The following is a 16,944-nucleotide window of genomic DNA, read 5'->3' as shown; positions in this document are numbered from 1 at the left end:
CTGACATAGCTAAGCGCATACCTGAAATTCAGGTATGCGCTTTTTATTTTTCATTGACTGTATTATGTGCCGGAATGCTGAAATTTGGCTGTCTTGATAAATGTTACTACCTTTGTACAAATTATTTATAACTATTTCATACGGAATGTCATGTAATTGTTTAGCATACATAGCGGGAGTCTTCCCGCATCTTTCAAGGCTGTAAAGTGAATTTACGGGCCTTGTCTGCTATTGTATTCTAAAAACTTAAAAACAATTACATTATGTTATCACAAAAATATGGTCGTACATATCATTTTCCGTTTTCACCCGGAACTACCAGCGACGACCGGATAAACCATACATACCGGGATGATATCCAACAGATAGAAGTCCTTGTGCATACAGAGAAACTGGATGGAGAGAATAACTGTCTCAACCGGTTTGGAGTCTTTGCCCGTTCACATGCAGCACCTACCACTTCTCCCTGGACAAACCAGTTACGCGGACGTTGGGAACTAATGAAGCGAGACTTGGGGGATATAGAACTGTTTGGCGAAAACCTGTATGCAATACACTCTATCGAATACAAGCGGATAGAATCTTATTACTACGTGTTTGCAGTGCGATGCCTCGACAAATGGCTGTCGTGGGAAGAAGTGAAATTCTATGCTGCGATATTCGATTTCCCTACTGTTCCAGAATTGGATATTCAGCAGGTAAAGGGCTTACCTGACGATAGACTCGAACGGCAGATACTGACATGGGCACAGCAACCGAGTGTATTCGGTTCCACCGATACACAAACCGGCGAAGATTGTACACGTGAAGGAATTGTCACCCGTAATGCAGGAGAATATCTTATCGGCGACTTCTCTCACAATGTATTCAAATATGTCCGTAAAGGACATGTAAAAACCGGAGAACACTGGACCCGTAACTGGAAACGTGCACGTTTAGTTTGGGAAAGGCAAGTAATTAACGAATAAAATATATGATTATGATTTGGAAATTAACACAAAATAAAGACTGGCAATCGCTCGAAAAACAGTTTTCGTGGGTTGCTGATATGAAAAATGTAATACAGCATAAAAATCATCATGCCGAGGGTAATGTAGCCATCCATACACAAATGGTACTTGATGAATTGACTAAGATGCCCCGGTATGAAACATTATCTGAACAGGAGCAGGAAATATTATGGGCGGCAGCTCTCATGCACGATATTGAGAAACGCTCCACTTCGCAAGACGAGGGTAATGGAAATATCTCGGCCAACGGACATGCCCGCAGGGGAGAATACACTGCACGGAATATCCTGTTCAGGGATATCCCTACACCCTTTGACATTCGTGAAAAAGTAGTTTCCCTTGTTCGTTTTCATGGTTTGCCTCTGTGGCTGATGGAGAAATTGGAACCAGCCAAAAAGATTCATGCAGTATCGCTAAGGGCTAATACCCGCCAGCTAAAAATGCTGGCTGAGGCGGATGCCCGTGGTAGAATATGCGAGGATGGGGAAGCGTTGATAGAATCATTAGATTTATTTGAAATGTTTTGTAAAGACGAAGGTTGCTGGGACAAGGCTCTGGAGTTTCCGACGGCAAGTGCCCGGTACGAATACTTCAATACGATAGACGGTTATATCGGTTATGTACCTTACGATGATTTCAAGTGTGAAGTCACGATACTATCCGGATTGCCGGGAATGGGCAAGGACCATTATATACAATCGTTGAAACCGGATATCCCGGTCATCAGTCTCGATGCTATCCGCCGTAAGCACAAATACAGTCCAACAGACAGATCAGCAACCGGCCGTGTAGTGCAGGAAGCGAAAGAACAGGCACGTGTATATTTACGAAAAAAACAGGACTTCGTATGGAACGCTACTAATATCACACGCTTGATGCGTCAGCAACTTGTCGACCTGTTTACATTGTATGGTGCAAAGGTAAGAATAGTGTATGTGGAGAAACCATATGAAGTATGGCGAAGCCAAAACCGTAACCGCGAATTCCAGTTGCCTGAAAATGTACTGGACAAGATGTTGCTGAAACTCGAAATACCTCAGTTGATAGAAGCCCATGAGGTAGAGTATATGGTTGAATAATAAACCTTTTCAGTGGTATACATGTTTATAAATAAGGTATTAATATATTCAAAAATAATAGATTATGTATAAATTAATGGTAAGCCTGCTTGCAGTAGCTTTATTTTTAGGTTCCTGCGGTAGTTCAAAAAACACGGAAAAGTTGACTGTAGCATCCAAGCAGGGTGATTGTGTAGGAGTAGCACCAATAAAATGTCTTTTGGTAAAAAAAGACGGTCAGACAGACTGGGAGTTCTTTTATAGCAATATAGACGGTTTCGTTTATGAACCCGGATATGAATATGTATTGGAAGTAAAAGTCGAAAAAGTGGAGCATCCTGCAGCAGATCAGTCTTCGTTAAAATATACTTTGGTAAAGGAAGTTTCTAAAGAGGAGAAAACATCGGATAAGCTCCCTGATATGCCGACGGGAGATGATTTACAGCCCGAACCTGTGGAGTAAATCATATCTCTTATGATCATAGATAAAGGACGGTTTTATTTAACCGTCCTTTATTTTATTATTCAAGTGAATCAATAGTTGGATATTAATGTTCTATTTTTTCTAACGCGCCATCCGGCTTGTTTTTCTTAACTTTTTCTTGATAAAAAGTTACAAAAATCAAGGCTGCATCCCTCCGGCGACCCAAAACCGCAGCTCCGGTGGGGCAAAATAATACGGAATTATCTTTTACCGGATTATCAGCTGTGTATAGCAGCTACCGTATTTTGCCCTACACCTCCGCTTTACGGATTGGGTGCCCCGCCTGCCGGACGAGGCCGTTACCGCGATGCGGCTATAGGACAGAGGCTCTTCATGCTTTAGCTCCACGTGCGTCAGCCCTTGCGCATTAGTGACGCAGGCGGGGTACCCAATCCGTTGCAGGCGGCGTAGAATCAAACGGGGCGATAGCCCGTGTGTTTGATTCAGCCGTCAAGACGGTTTTGGGTCGCCGAGGAATTGAAAATCGAGGAGCGTAGGCGACTCAACAGAAGCGCTAGCCTTTTGCTTCCTTTTGGGCAATGCCAAAAGGAAGGACAAGCCCGGGAGGGCGCGGCAGTAATGAGCTAAAAACCTCTAATTTAAATTAAGATAGTCTCTATGCGTTAAAAAATAGAATATTTAATCCCAACGACTAATCCATAAAACTTTATGTTAAAAAAGACAATCATTTTCATCTGCATTTATCTATACTGAAAAACAATTGATCATAAAAAACTATTAATCTTTAATCTTATGGCAAAATATAACGAGGGTGTAGCAGAAACGATTGTTTCGCTGATAGAGGATGATTTTTGTTCGGTAACGGAAATTTGCAGGGTTACGGGTATCAGCCGAAAGACTTTCTACTGCTGGAAAGAAACAGTTCCGGGTTTGGCAAAAGAGATATTCGACGCGGAATGCAGGCGCGAGGACAGGATCAGGCAAATGTTATATTCATCCCTTAAAAAGCGGCTGGACGGGTATATGATGGTAGAAGAAAAAGAAACATATCTGCCGGACGAACATGAACCGGAAAAACTGGTACTACAGTCGAAAGTTATCCGCAGGAAATCTTGCCTGCCCGACCTGAAAACAATTAAACTGTTACTGGACAGGCAGGATAGAATTGCCGACACCCAACTAACTCAAAAGGAGAAGGAAGGTATTTCAAGCAAAAAGGAGATAATTACCGTTGACGTAACTATTCCGGAGGATACGGAAGAAAATGAAATAGCAGAGTATGTTGAGGAAGTAGAGATTGTTCCGGCAGAGGAAAAAGAAAGCCCGGTTGATGATCCTGAAGAAGCTGAAGCAAAGATAATGCTTGACAGGCTGTACAGGCTCAAGGCTGAGCGGAAACGCACGATAAAAGCGAGTAATAACCATCCGGTATTCAGTCCGGCAGGAAAGAGAGGAAAGAAACGGAGAAAATAACGTTTAATCTTTCACTTCCATTAATTGTGTTACTTGTGTCACCTTTTTTTAACAATAAATAAAGATTAGAGAATGAAATACAAAGTAAGTAATGAGAATCAGTAATTATTAAAAATTAGTGACGTATTTTTTATAGCTTGTATCTGTTTTTCCTGAAAAATATTTTTCAAAAAAATCGCCTTGATTATTGGAATTATAAAAATTATCAATACATTTGCGTGTACTATTATACTATTACACTATTATATTTTTAATCTAATTAATATGATATCAATGCGTAACGTTACCTTCGGGTATAAGAAAAAGCTAATATTCGATGATTTTTCAATCTCTATAGAGAAGGGAAAAGTTTGCGGATTGTTAGGAAAGAACGGAGCGGGCAAATCGACTATGTTGTATTTGCTTACAGGCCTCTTAAGTCCTAAAAAGGGTAAGGTGGAATATAAAGGCGAGGATGTGGCAAGGCGTAAGCCTTCTACATTGCAGGATATGTTCATAGTGCCCGAAGAATTCGAATTACCTGGTATACCACTGAGAAAGTATGTAGAAATCAATCGTCCGTTCTATCCCGCTTTTAGTCAGGAACAACTGGATAAAAATCTGGAGTGCTTCGAGATGGAAGCCGATGTGCATCTGAACGAACTTTCTCTTGGTCAAAAGAAAAAGGTCTTTATGAGCTTTGCTTTGGCCGCAAATACTCCCCTATTGCTGATGGATGAGCCTACCAACGGACTTGATATACCCGGCAAAAGCCAGTTCCGCAAATTTATAGCTTCGGGGATGACCGATGAAAAAACGATCCTGATCTCGACTCATCAGGTACAGGATGTAGATAAGCTATTGGAGCAGGTGATCATCCTCGACAATAATAAAGTGCTGATGAATTCTTCCGTATCGAGGATTTGTGAGAAACTGCGCTTTACGGAAAGCTTTAATGAAAAGGATGTGGAGAAAGCATTGTACGCTTCACCATCGATACAGGGGTACAAGCTAATCCTTGAAAATGAAAACAATGAAGAGACTTCCCTGAATCTGGAAACATTGTTCAACGCAATGCTAAGCAATACGGAAAAGATAACAGCAATACTACAATAAAATCTGATAAATTATGAATAATACATTTGATATAAACCGATTTGTCTTGCTGTTAAGGAAAGACATACAGGAAAACTGGAAAAAGTATCTTATCCGCATCCTTACAATTTATGGAGCACTCACTCTTGTTACTACATGGAATTCTTTTCTTTCATATTCCGAATTTGAACAGGGATTTGATCGTTTAAAATATCTGAATAGGGATTTGATCGTCTTCACGGCTTTCGTCTTCTTCATATTTGGGTGTATCAGCGCGTCCATGGCAATGGAACCTATTAATAGCAAAACAAAGCGGCTTGTATATTTGATGAATCCGTCATCGGCATTTGAAAAATACTTTTCCCGCTGGCTTATCATGACAATCGGTTACATGGTCGTTTTCTTTATCCTGTTTTGGTTGTCAGACGCCACACGGGTACTGATCTGCTCTATCCGCTTTCCTGATATAGATGTGCAATCTGTTCATTTTGACAGATTAATAGGAAACGATGATCATCGTTACGAATATGTTTTTGAGAGAGTATCACAATTTAAATTTTTTGTTGGCCTTTTCGTCTTCGCCCAGTCTCTGTTTATTCTGGGGTCGACATTCTGGCCGAAAAACTCGCTGGTAAAAACATTTTCGGCAGGCATCATCATCTTTATTACTTTTCTACTGGTGTGCTGGTGCGCAATCTCTCTTGTTTTTGAAAACGGTATGGGCAGCTTTGGAAATGCGTTACAGCAAAGAACATTTGGAGTTGAAGATTCTACGATAGTGGGATATCTGACAATCCTATGTTTCATCTTCGCTGTGATAAACTGGATATTAGCATTTTTCAGATTCAGGGAATCTGATGTAATTAAAAGACTCTAGCTTATGAATTTTAAAGAAAATAAAGCAATCTATTTGCAGATAGCCGACCGCATCTGTGATGAGATATTACTGGACAAATATAAAGAAGAAGAAAGGGTTCCGTCCGTACGCGAATATGCAGCTATTGTGGAAGTCAATTTCAATACCGTCATGCGTACCTTCGATTACCTCCAATCGATGGAGATCATCTACAATAAGAGAGGGATCGGATATTTTGTAGCTCCGAGGACCAAGGCCCTGATACTCAAACTGCGTAAGGACACCTTTATGAAGGAAGAAGCCGAGGACTTTTTCAAACAAATATATACACTGGATATTCCAATAGAGGATATCGTGGAAATGTATAAAGAGTATATTAAGAAACAATAATAATAAATGATATGAGACTTACAACCAAAATAGTATTGGGTATTATAGCCGCAGCGTTCTTAATTGCCATAGGCTGTATATGCTATCTTTCGTTAAATTATGATGGTGGGAGGAAGACCGGACTTATATTAAAGGAAGAAACTGCGGGCATAGATATATCCGGACAGAAAGTGATCGAGATATATGCAGATACAATACCTGTGAAAGATGACCGGGGAGATAAGGATAAGTATTATGTTATCTTCGATGGACTCATCAATATACAACCCGTGACGAACGAAGGAGACAAAGGTAAACTGTATATACCGGAACAATTGAAAGAATACCTGGAGATATCCACAGTACATGATAAAACGATACTGCGCGTGAAGACGGCAGAATTATTGGCGAATCATTACAAAAACGGAATACCATCCCCGGCAGCTATAAGGGAACTAAACTTCACTGTATATGCAGATTCCTGTGTAGATATAAGAAGCAGGGTAGATGGGTTAAGAGCTAATGTGCAGGGATTGAAAGCCGGATCTATCAATATAGAGATACTACGTGGAGACTTGAATATAGAGAATTGCGAAGCTGATATAATCACACCTGCAATAAGGGATTGGGGGAGCTTTGTAATGAAGAATTCCAAGACAAAGGTATTTAATGCCGATCTCGACTATCTGCAAAACTGGAAAATAGAACAATGTGATATAGATACTGAAAACCTGACAGGAAGCGGAAACCATAATGTAGAGGTACAGGCCAGCGAATGCAGGGTAATGAACTGGAATCCAAAGGATGAAAAGGCTTCCCTAAATGTATCATTAGGGTCTGATACGGCAAGAGTAGTATTTCCATAATGGAAGTAAAAGGAAGAGGTTACTATCGCGTAGCCTCTTCCTTTATTATTTTGATCTATACTGAGACCGGTAAAAGTCAGCCTTTACTATTGTTTCAGTTTCTCTACTTCCTGATTGTAAAGCCACTGAACCTGTCCGCTCAATAATGCCGTATTATAGAATTTAATTTCATCCATCATCCCCTGGAAGTGATCCCATGATGTAGGTGTATCCCATCCTGACCAATCCCATGACGCTTTTGCCTCTGCGTAGGTCGTTGCCGCCCCAATCATCAGCGGCAGTTGAGTACCCAATGGAGAAACATACGGTGCAGACTGGCTGCCTACTAGATTCGGCTTGCCGGTGCTGGTCCACTCTTTTGTCAGTAATCCGTTTATGTAGAATGACAATTTTGAACTTTCGAGGTCAAGGACAACTACAACATGCTTCCAACTGCCGGTAGAAACAGAAAGGTCCGCTTCATTATCCGCATCGGTAAAACCAGCCTGAGATTTGATGGTAAAGAATGCTTTACCTTGCTCCTGTATCTGGAATTTCCAATTGTTCCAATAGTTCATGGAAACCACATAATTACCACCTTTTATTACTTCGGGCTTCAACCATACGGCAATACTCAGCTTCTTGCCCAAGAAATCAGAAGGGTTGTAATTCTCTACTTCCAGATGTGCTCCACTCTTGAAATAAAGCGCTTTGTTTACTCCATCATCCACAAATTCCGGTAGTACAGATGTTGAGAAGATTTCAGAAGGTCCCGGTTTCAAAGTAGCAGTCAGGGCTTTTACCCCGTCACCAACGAGTGAGGTACCTGTTCCTTCATCAAAGCTCCATCCGGCTAACAGATTTTCTTCCGGAATACCTGTCATTCTGGAATTAAGGAAACGGGTAAAGGCCTCTCTGATATGGATGCTCATGTTAATAACTTCCTGTTGCGAAACATTTCCTTGCTCAACAATATCATTAACAATATCTACCTTGCTTTTGAAGTCATTAACAGTCTCGGTAGTAAACTTATCGGGTGTAGCTACAGAAATGGAATCATAGCATTCTTTCAATTCTTTCTTTAAATTAGTAGTATCTCCTGCCACAAATTCCTCCTTATCACTGTCACTACAACTGATAAATAGTGCAGAAGAAAGGATTAGGGCAAATATTAGTATACTAAATATCTTATTCTTTTTCATCGTCATTGTTTTTAGTTGATTAAATACCATTGTTTGAATCCAATTCATTCTGCGGTATAGGGAAATAATAGCGAGGCTCCTGCCATTTGAAATCAGAACCTAAAGCCTGAGTTGCCACGTCTTTTCCCCAACGCATCAGATCGAAGAAGCGATGGAATTCAAAACCAAGCTCGCGACGACGTTCCAGATAGATAACCGACCGCATCTGCTCCTGATTCACTGGTTTGGTATACGCAAGTCCGGCTCTGTCCCTTACCAGTTTAAGAGCTGCGGCAGCCTTATCCAGATCATTTGCCTCCGTATATGCTTCAGCTTTCATCAACAAGATATCGGCATAACGCAAGTAGATATATGGCAGTCCGCCATCACCCTTTGTTCCGGCCGGAACTTCTGCCAGCGGTTGATTGTGCTTTTTCACCAGATAACCGGTAATACTCCATGTGAGGTCAAACACATCGTCGTTCAACCACTCTTTACCCGAACGGCCGATTGATGCATCGAGGCGGGGATCGGTCTGCCCTGTCGTTGTTTGTTCGCTGAAACTCAGAACATAATTATTTGTCGGTGCATTGAAGTAATATCCTCCTTCTACAAGCGGTGCAAACCATTGATTCAGAGAATTACCCAGTCCGGGATTTTGATTGCTTTCGTGCAGGATTGAAAATATTGCCTCTCTGCTATCTTCAGCTCCTAATTTGAACAAGTCTTCATAATTAGTTTCAAGTCCATAAAGCCCTAATGGCTCCAACTTGGTAGTAATAGTTGTTATACAATCATCCCATTTCTTCTGATAAAGTTGCACTTTAGCTAATAATCCATAAGCGGCACCCCTGGTAACTCTGCCTTTGTCTGCTGTTTGCGTATAAGCCGGAGGTAATACTCCCGCGGCATCATTCAGGTCTTGTTCTATCCGGCTATATATCTGAGCAACTTCGCTCAAACCCATATTTACATTCGAAGTTCTTACCGGCTCTATCCTTAAAGGTACTTTACCCCAGATATTTACCAAGTTAAAATAATAATATGCTCTGATAAACTTGGCCTGTGCAATCATCTGCTGCTTAACACCATCATCAACACCTGCACCATAGTTAGCATGTATTACATTGTTAGCACGATTTATTCCTTCATAAGCAAATTTCCAGTATGAAAGCAGAATCCCGTTGTCCGACTTGATATTAAATTCATCTATCATACCTATCTCGGCCTGATCGGATGCGCTTCCGCCTTTCACAGCATCATCGGATGCTACATCTCCGAAGACCCAGATCATATTTGAAGAAGTCGTAAAGCTCAAGCTGTTATATACTCCGGTCAGCGCCAGATTCGCCTCCTCTTCGGTATTGTATATATTGTTGGATGTATATTCACCGTCCAGCTCCTCATTCAGAAAATCGTTACACGAACTGAAGGAGAATATTCCTAATATAGTTAGTATTGTTACTATTTTTTTCATTTCAGGTAATTTTTAAAAGGTTATGTTTACTCCTAATGTAAAGGATTTAGAAACAGGATAAGTACCCCAGTCTATACCATTGGCCATATCACCTTCTCCTGTCGAATTGGAACTTACTGTCATTTCGGGATCAAGTCCGCTATATCCGGTAAAGGTGAACAGATTGGTAGCACTTCCGAACGCTCTCAGACTGCTGATATATTTCGATTTGATAGGGAAAGTATATCCCAGCTGAATGTTCTTTAATCTCAAATATGAAGCGTCTTCCAGAAAACGGGTAGATGCTATCACATTATTTGACTTCGCACTCCACGACGGTCTCGGATATTCGTTAGAGGTACCCTCTCCTCTCCAATAATTATCATACATGTCTTTCGATACGGAGAAACCCCTGAAGAATCCTTCCGTTTCAGTAGCCATCTGGTTATATATATCGTGACCAAACGCTCCCTGAAAGAAGATGGACAAGTCCCAGTTCTTATAATTACCCTGAAGATTCAATCCGAGTGTTTGTTTCGGAATAGAAGAACCCACATGGCTCCTGTCTTTTTCATCAATTACACCATCGTTATTCAGGTCTTTATATTTAACATCCCCCGGTTTTACATTTGATCCCTGATATGCCGATTTCACTATTTCTTCTTCATTCTGGAATATTCCATCCATCTGATAAAGATAAAATGAACCGATAGAATATCCTTTCTCTATATATTTTGCAAAAACGCCATTATCCACACGGCCTGCCTGTATAGGAGCATCCAGTTCCAAGACTTCATTGTTCAGATAACCCCAGTTCAATGAAGCAGAAAAGCCCATATCCTTGTACTGCTTGCGAACGAACAGTTCCACATCAACCCCTTCATTCAATACTTTTCCTGCATTCACCCAATAAGGGGAAGCGTTGCCGATAGACGGAGGCAATGGGGCACGTACAAGCATATCGCTCGATTTCTTATTATAATAATCTACGCTGAAGCCATATTCTCCTTTTGCGAAGGCCATATCCAATCCAAGGTTAAACTGGTTGCTGGTTTCCCATTTCAGTTTTTCATTACCCAATTGGCTTTGAATATATCCGACAGACGGATTTCCACCGAAAGGATAGTTTGAATATGGAGTATATTTGTCTGTATACGCATATAAAGCTATATTCTGATTACCTACAGCTCCCCATCCGGCACGTAGTTTCAAGAGATTGATAGCCTTAATGGATTTCATGAAATCCTCTTCGTGTATATCCCATCCCGCAGAAACTGAGTAAAATGTACCCCATCTGTTTCCTTCGGTAAAGCGTGAAGATCCATCCTGACGAATCAATGCCGACAAGTAGTATTTATAGTTATAATTATAATCGACCTTACCAAAGAATGAAAGTAAAGAATAAGCCCAGTCATTTGAATAGAAGGTATCACCATTTACAGAAGATGATGTATTTTTGTCCGTACCATTGTAGCGGATCGCTTCTGTACCTGCCATTGCATTCAATGTATGCACATCATTGAATGTCTGAACTGTATTGAAGACAGAGTTTAGTGTCCATCCCAGACTTTCGTTATTCTGCCCTAATAGGGAACTTGGATTATTTATCCTGTCATTTGTTCCCCAAGTTTTGTTATTGATATTATAATCACTTTTCCTATAGTCGATCCCAAAATTGGTATTCCATACGATATTATATGGCAATTTAGCCTCTACATTGAACTTACCCAGAAAAGTATCTTCGTCTCTCACCCTATCCGTCATATTCGCCAGTCCTACGGGATTGTAACCGTCACCGAAAAAGCTGTTGTATTCAGCCTGTCCGAAATATTCGCTCGGTAAATCCACATAATTTCCGTTTGCATCATAAGTCGGAATTGCCGGATTACGCATATACGCATACCGTACAACACTACCGCCCTCATTGCTGCCGTAACCATCTCCGGAGCTTGGTACAACATGAGTCTTAGCCTTTCCTCCGTTTACATTCAGACCCAGTTTCAGCCAGTTTGCAGCTTTATAGTTTAGATTTACACGTCCTGAGAATTTCTCATAATCACTATTCTTGATAATACCTTCCTGATTGTAATAAGAAAAAGATGCGAGATAGTCGAACTTATCTTTACCTCCGCTTACAGATAATTCATGCACATTCAGTAGCGCAGTCCTGAAAATTTCATCCAAGTGATTTATGTTTGCAAAATCCTTAACCAGACCACCTTCCATCAATGTTCTTCCGTCATTTTTAGCCGCTACATTATAAATATCTATATATTCGTTCGTGTTTACCATCTTTGGAAGGCTTCCGTGAGTCTGCACTCCGAACTGGCCGTTATAAGCAACTTTCACCTTGCCATTCTGTCCTTTTTTAGTAGTGACCAACACAACCCCGTTATTCGCGCGAGAACCATATATAGCAGCAGAAGATGCATCTTTCAGTACCGAAATATTCTCAATATCGGAAGGAACAATAGAGTTCAGCCCGTTTTCGGAAGGAATCCCGTCTATAATATATAGAGGATCATTAGACGAGTTTATCGAGCCTGTACCACGTACACGCACTGTAACTCCGGCTCCCGGTGCTCCTGTAGCGGAAGTGACCTGTACCCCGGCAACACGTCCCTGAAGGGCTTCAGACACCCCCGGAGCCGGAACCTGCGTAAGTTCCTTCGAATTTACCTTAGTTACGGCACCCAATACTTCCCTTTTCTTCATCGAAGTATAGCCTACTACGACTACCTCATCCAGTTCTGTGTTAGCCACAAGCCTTACATTCATTTCAGTAGATTTGGATACTGTGATTTCCTGAGCGTTGAACCCGACATAGGAAACCGTGATTTTATCTCCCTTGATATTCAGGGTGAATTTGCCGTCAATATCGGTTACAGTACCATTAGGAGTACCTGTTTCTACCACTGTAACACCGATTAACGCCTCTCCTGTAGATGAATCTGTCACCACACCGGAGATTGTTTTTACTTCCTGTGCAAATATATTCGCAAAGACAGATAGTAAAAGACAAGTGAAAAATAAACGTTTTAACATGGTTTTATTTATTATTGGTTTGTGAGATTTATTATTTGTATGCAATAGTGTATTTGCCGTCAGCAATCACCTTATTGTTATCTGTGGTCAGTTTTGTTCCGGCAGGAAGTTCTACTATAATACGCGCATCACCGGCAGGCATTTCGAAGACACCGTCAGACGATACATTTTTAGCTACATATTCTTTACTTACAATATCGAAGAGGTCTACAATTCCCTTTGTCGAATATTTCACTGATTTATTTTCCTTATGAGGATTATAATACAAATAAACAGGGTAGTGACGCTCTGCATAGAAATCCGTCGCATTACAGTTCAATTGAAGAATACCCTCAACATTTGTCCCTTTTATTATAGCTCCGAAAATACCCATCGGCGAGGAACTATATACACTGAACATACTTGCCGGAGGATTCCCTTTCGCCCATTTTGGTCCATCGCCCAGAGCGACCGGAGTCTTTCCTTTGAGTGAAGACTTGCCGTAATCATCTACACGGCGCAGTCCTTCGTAAGAAATATTGTCGTTCGTAATACTCTTCATTTCAGGGTCCCACTGATGTTCATCATCAATTTCCATCGGGAAGAACAGACGGCATGCATTTGCATTGTTGAGCATCCATTTTCCTATTGCCTTAGCGTATTTCGGTTCATACTTTACCATAGATACGAAAGGCCACGCCGGCTTTATACTATTCATCAGGAAGGCATAGCCTCCACCGTCGATAATACTGCCCTGGAGTCCGTTAACTTCATAATCACCCCATTTGCCGACAATAATTCCCCAGCCATTGCGTCCATCGGGATTCTTACAGCCATCGAAGGTCCAATCGAGTAACTTTTGCACATCGTAATTTGTACCCTCTGTGGCATTCAGATATGCAGCTGCATAAACTCCCAATGGTAACAGTATTTCATAAAAACGGCTTTCTTTCTGGGAGAGTAATGCTTCTGTTGCGCTCTTGGCATGGGCCAGATAACGGGGATCACCAAACTTATTATAGGCACAAAGCAATACATAAGCATGTCCGCCTGCCGCATCCTGTTGCAACGGTATATGGTTCACCATTCCCTGCATCCGTGCATAGTCGAAGTATGAATAATCGTAGTTCCCGGCCAAAACAGAGTCTGCTTTAACAAACTGCTCAGCAATAGAGCGTTGTATCTGCTCGGCTCCGTCTACATCTGGGAATACATCGCAAACTGCATAGTACAGCGCATTCGGAAACACATCGTACCACCAGTCGCGCCCATATCCGCCGCCAAGCATACCTACTTCGGGCGTTGTATTATTCATCACTATATTCCACCCGTTATCTTTGTTGAAATAGTTTTGAACCATTTTCACATAGTTATATCCATCCTGATTCGTTTTGTCTATCCCTACCAACCCCGCTCCTAAAAGCGCAGCCAATGAGTTCAGGCTCTCATGGAATTCTCCGTTATTGGCATTCTTGCCCTGACGGATATCTTTTACGGCTGTGTATAGTCCGAATGTAGGTTGCTCTATGTTCCTGCGGCTATCATCGAGCCAGATCATAGAACCGACTTCACTCTTATTGTTCCAGTCGAAAACGAAGCTGTCAAAAGATTTGGCCTTGGCTTCCCAATCCAGCATTTTATAAGAGCCGGGCATATCGGGCATAGAATCGACCCGTGCAATCGAGACCTGCTCCACTTTGCTCCCGTATGAAATGTCCTTTTCGGAGCAAGCCATAAATAGTAAGGAAATCAAACAGATTAAAGGCGTTTTAGTTTTGTTCATTTTCATTAATAGTATTCGTTTGTTTGATAATGTTCTTTGCTAAAGGATAAGCTATCAGCTGGATAGCTCCTACCAGAATAAGGGCGTACTTCAGAGCAAAATCTTCCGAAACTCCGAAAGCCAGTATAATAAACAGGATCAATCCGGCTGCACGTCCGATAAATAAGCCGAATTCGTGACTAAGGATATAAGTATACTCGTTGCGTTTCTCTATTTTTACAACGGCATCTATGGTCTGCATCATAATAGGGAAGTAAGCCAGATCGAATAACGGCTGGAAAATCACTTTACATAATACGAAAATAATCACTCCTGTCGCTGTAAACAAAATTCCATTGAATAAGGTTCCTGCAAAGAATATAATTAACCCCGCCACAAATATTTTCAGCCTGTCTTTAGGTTGGGCTATACGTCCCAGAACATAGACAAGAATCGCTGTTAATGCTCCGCTAACCCCCTGTATAAGCCCCAACGCCCCCTCGTCACCGACAAGTTTGAGCACCAGAATTGCCGGAGCTGTTACCAGAAAACCCTGAACCATGCCTTTCAAAGACGACAAAACTAACATCTTGCGCCAAAGAAGGCAAAAGCGGAAGTATATAAAATCTTTCTGTACCGGATTGGTAAATTTTCCTTTCCACAATACAATACACGCGATAACCGTCAATATGATGACACCGATAGTTACCAGCTGGTAAGCCAGATTTATATTCACCACCATGCCAAACAATTCTTTACCGTCTATCTGACTCAGGAAAGCTCCTATCACCAACGGAACACTAATGGAAGCAATGGAGAAGAAGAATGATTCGAGTCCGAAGAAATAATTTCGGTTACTATCGGTTGTATTATTCAATGCCAGCAGATACCTGTTTGTCCAGAAAAAACCTGAGGCGGCACCTATTGCAAAGCCTGCTACCCCCAGTTCCACAAAACCAAGTGATTTGACAGACATCATTGCAAACATTGATAATCCGCTGACCAAAATTCCCCCGGCATACAATGTCTTTACATTTACATAACGAAGCAGATATCCATTCAGGAATGAGGTTGCCACTATCCCTATATACATGAACAGTTGGTAGAACGCGACCAATATGGGGTCGCTGGTATTGCGCATAACATAGGCCCCCACAAATATTTCCACTACAGGGAGAACCAATGCATAGAGCATATTAGTCATCAGCAAGGTGCGCATATTCGGCTCTTGCTGTTTAAAGAACATATATTCTTTTTTCAGTTTATTCATTTCAGATTTTTAGCCTATTATTTTAATGTATTAAGGATTTTTGTTATCGAGAATTCGGCTCCGCAAATAACCTCATCACTTGCCCCGTAGTACATTCTGATTGTATCGCCATCTACCAGATGCCCGTTTGTAAATACCACATTACCGAAAAATCCGGTTTGCTCGTATGGCGCTATTGGCTCCATAATAGGCTCTGTACTGCGTGCCAGAACTTTAGACGGATCATTCAGGTCCAGCAAAAGAGCACCAAGGCAATAACGGTGATTGAAATCGGCCCCGTGATATATCTCCAGCCAGCCGGCCTTCGTTCTAATAGGCGCTGCTCCTGCCCCTATGCGGGCACAATCCCACATACCGTCACGTGTGGTCGCAATACATCTGTGGTTACCCCAATGGAGACGGTCCGGCGATTCGGCCAGCCAGATATAGTTTCCTCCCAGTTCGGGACTGCTTGGACGGTGCAACGCAAAATATTTTCCATTTATCTTTTCTTCAAACAATGCACAATCTTTGTTATGCGGAGGGAATATCATGCCATGACGTGTATAGTCCTTCCAGTTTCGGGTATGTATCAGCCCTACTCCCACCGCTACAGGCGACACTTCGGTAAAGGTCAGGAAGAAGCCGTCTTCTGTCGTAGCCACCCTGCAATCCTCAATGCCAAACGATTCCAGTTCACCCTCTCCAAAGATAGGAGGATATTCGCTCTCCTCTTTGAAGTGAATCCCGTCTTCGCTGGAAACTAATCGAAGGTATGACATTGTTGTCAGGTAATTCTTACCTTCGTATCCTATCACGCGCGGGTCGGATGCATCCAGTTTAGGATCTTTAGCGTCAAAAGAAAGAACTTCTATTTTACCATCTTTGTTATATACCGGGAAGCTGATGATTCCTTCTTTTTGGGTAGGGCGCTCGGCCACACGTAGCAGCAGCCAGATTTTTCCATCAAATCTGAAAACACCCGGATTCAGGAGGCAGGTTATTTCCATACCTTCGATTCCCGGTTTCAGGTCTGAAGGTTTTAATAATGGGTTTTGAGAAAATCTTTTTGCTATATCCATATTTTTCATGATTAAAAATTAGTATCATTACAATTCCGAATTCGCAACAAATCTATAAAC

Annotated in this window: 14 protein-coding genes; 8 read left to right on the top strand and 6 right to left on the bottom strand. The window is 41.6% G+C overall.

Features of this window, described 5'->3' with window-relative positions:
• Positions 1 to 263 precede the first annotated feature (263 nt).
• The 8 genes from IR083_RS21460 (at position 264) to IR083_RS21425 (ending at position 7,151) form a co-directional block, all read left to right on the top strand.
• A complete protein-coding gene (locus tag IR083_RS21460) occupies positions 264 to 968 on the top strand; it encodes an RNA ligase family protein (RefSeq protein ID WP_006799015.1) in 705 nt (234 codons plus the stop codon).
• An 11-nt stretch (positions 969 to 979) separates the two neighbouring features.
• Positions 980 to 2,089, top strand: a complete 1,110-nt coding sequence (locus IR083_RS21455; protein WP_194225861.1) for an AAA family ATPase — start codon at positions 980 to 982, stop codon at positions 2,087 to 2,089.
• Between the two features lie 64 nt (positions 2,090 to 2,153).
• Complete coding sequence (locus IR083_RS21450; RefSeq protein WP_194225860.1) at positions 2,154 to 2,531, top strand: DUF4377 domain-containing protein; 378 nt, start codon at positions 2,154 to 2,156, stop codon at positions 2,529 to 2,531.
• Between the two features lie 774 nt (positions 2,532 to 3,305).
• The gene (locus IR083_RS21445; protein ID WP_194225859.1) at positions 3,306 to 3,986 is read left to right on the top strand and encodes a helix-turn-helix domain-containing protein; all 681 of its coding nucleotides are present in this window, start codon (positions 3,306 to 3,308) and stop codon (positions 3,984 to 3,986) included.
• A gap of 264 nt (positions 3,987 to 4,250) precedes the next feature.
• Positions 4,251 to 5,081 carry an ATP-binding cassette domain-containing protein gene (locus IR083_RS21440; RefSeq protein WP_194225858.1) on the top strand — a complete coding sequence of 277 codons (831 nt, stop codon included), beginning with the start codon at positions 4,251 to 4,253 and terminating at the stop codon, positions 5,079 to 5,081.
• 13 nt (positions 5,082 to 5,094) lie between these two features.
• Positions 5,095 to 5,937, top strand: coding sequence for a hypothetical protein (locus IR083_RS21435; protein ID WP_194225857.1), 843 nt, complete (start codon positions 5,095 to 5,097; stop codon positions 5,935 to 5,937).
• A gap of 3 nt (positions 5,938 to 5,940) precedes the next feature.
• Positions 5,941 to 6,306 carry a GntR family transcriptional regulator gene (locus tag IR083_RS21430; protein WP_194225856.1) on the top strand — a complete coding sequence of 122 codons (366 nt, stop codon included), beginning with the start codon at positions 5,941 to 5,943 and terminating at the stop codon, positions 6,304 to 6,306.
• Positions 6,307 to 6,317: 11 nt separating this feature from the next.
• A complete protein-coding gene (locus tag IR083_RS21425; protein ID WP_194225855.1) occupies positions 6,318 to 7,151 on the top strand; it encodes a hypothetical protein in 834 nt (277 codons plus the stop codon).
• Positions 7,152 to 7,237: 86 nt separating this feature from the next.
• On the opposite strand, the gene IR083_RS21420 is transcribed toward IR083_RS21425, so the two are convergent.
• Genes IR083_RS21420 through IR083_RS21395 form a run of 6 tightly spaced genes read right to left on the bottom strand, consistent with a single transcriptional unit; the run spans position 7,238 to position 16,884 of the window.
• Positions 7,238 to 8,332 (bottom strand): LamG domain-containing protein, encoded by a 1,095-nt coding sequence (locus IR083_RS21420; RefSeq protein ID WP_006799007.1) that lies wholly within the window; start codon positions 8,330 to 8,332, stop codon positions 7,238 to 7,240.
• A 19-nt stretch (positions 8,333 to 8,351) separates the two neighbouring features.
• Entirely contained in the window at positions 8,352 to 9,788 is a 1,437-nt protein-coding gene (locus IR083_RS21415; RefSeq protein ID WP_194225854.1) for a RagB/SusD family nutrient uptake outer membrane protein, read from the bottom strand.
• Positions 9,789 to 9,800: 12 nt separating this feature from the next.
• Complete coding sequence (locus tag IR083_RS21410) at positions 9,801 to 12,812, bottom strand: SusC/RagA family TonB-linked outer membrane protein (protein WP_194225853.1); 3,012 nt, start codon at positions 12,810 to 12,812, stop codon at positions 9,801 to 9,803.
• A gap of 31 nt (positions 12,813 to 12,843) precedes the next feature.
• Entirely contained in the window at positions 12,844 to 14,526 is a 1,683-nt protein-coding gene (locus tag IR083_RS21405) for a hypothetical protein (RefSeq protein ID WP_242052511.1), read from the bottom strand.
• A gap of 34 nt (positions 14,527 to 14,560) precedes the next feature.
• Positions 14,561 to 15,823 carry an MFS transporter gene (locus tag IR083_RS21400; RefSeq protein WP_194225851.1) on the bottom strand — a complete coding sequence of 421 codons (1,263 nt, stop codon included), beginning with the start codon at positions 15,821 to 15,823 and terminating at the stop codon, positions 14,561 to 14,563.
• A 17-nt stretch (positions 15,824 to 15,840) separates the two neighbouring features.
• Positions 15,841 to 16,884: a glycoside hydrolase family 130 protein gene (locus IR083_RS21395; protein ID WP_194225850.1), complete on the bottom strand. Its 1,044-nt coding sequence runs from the start codon at positions 16,882 to 16,884 to the stop codon at positions 15,841 to 15,843.
• Positions 16,885 to 16,944: the final 60 nt, after the last annotated feature.

This window comes from Dysgonomonas sp. GY75, assembly GCF_015234155.1.
GTDB lineage: Bacteria > Bacteroidota > Bacteroidia > Bacteroidales > Dysgonomonadaceae > Dysgonomonas > Dysgonomonas gadei.
Note: the sequence above shows the minus strand (reverse complement) of the source record. Positions and strands in the feature narration are given on the sequence as shown.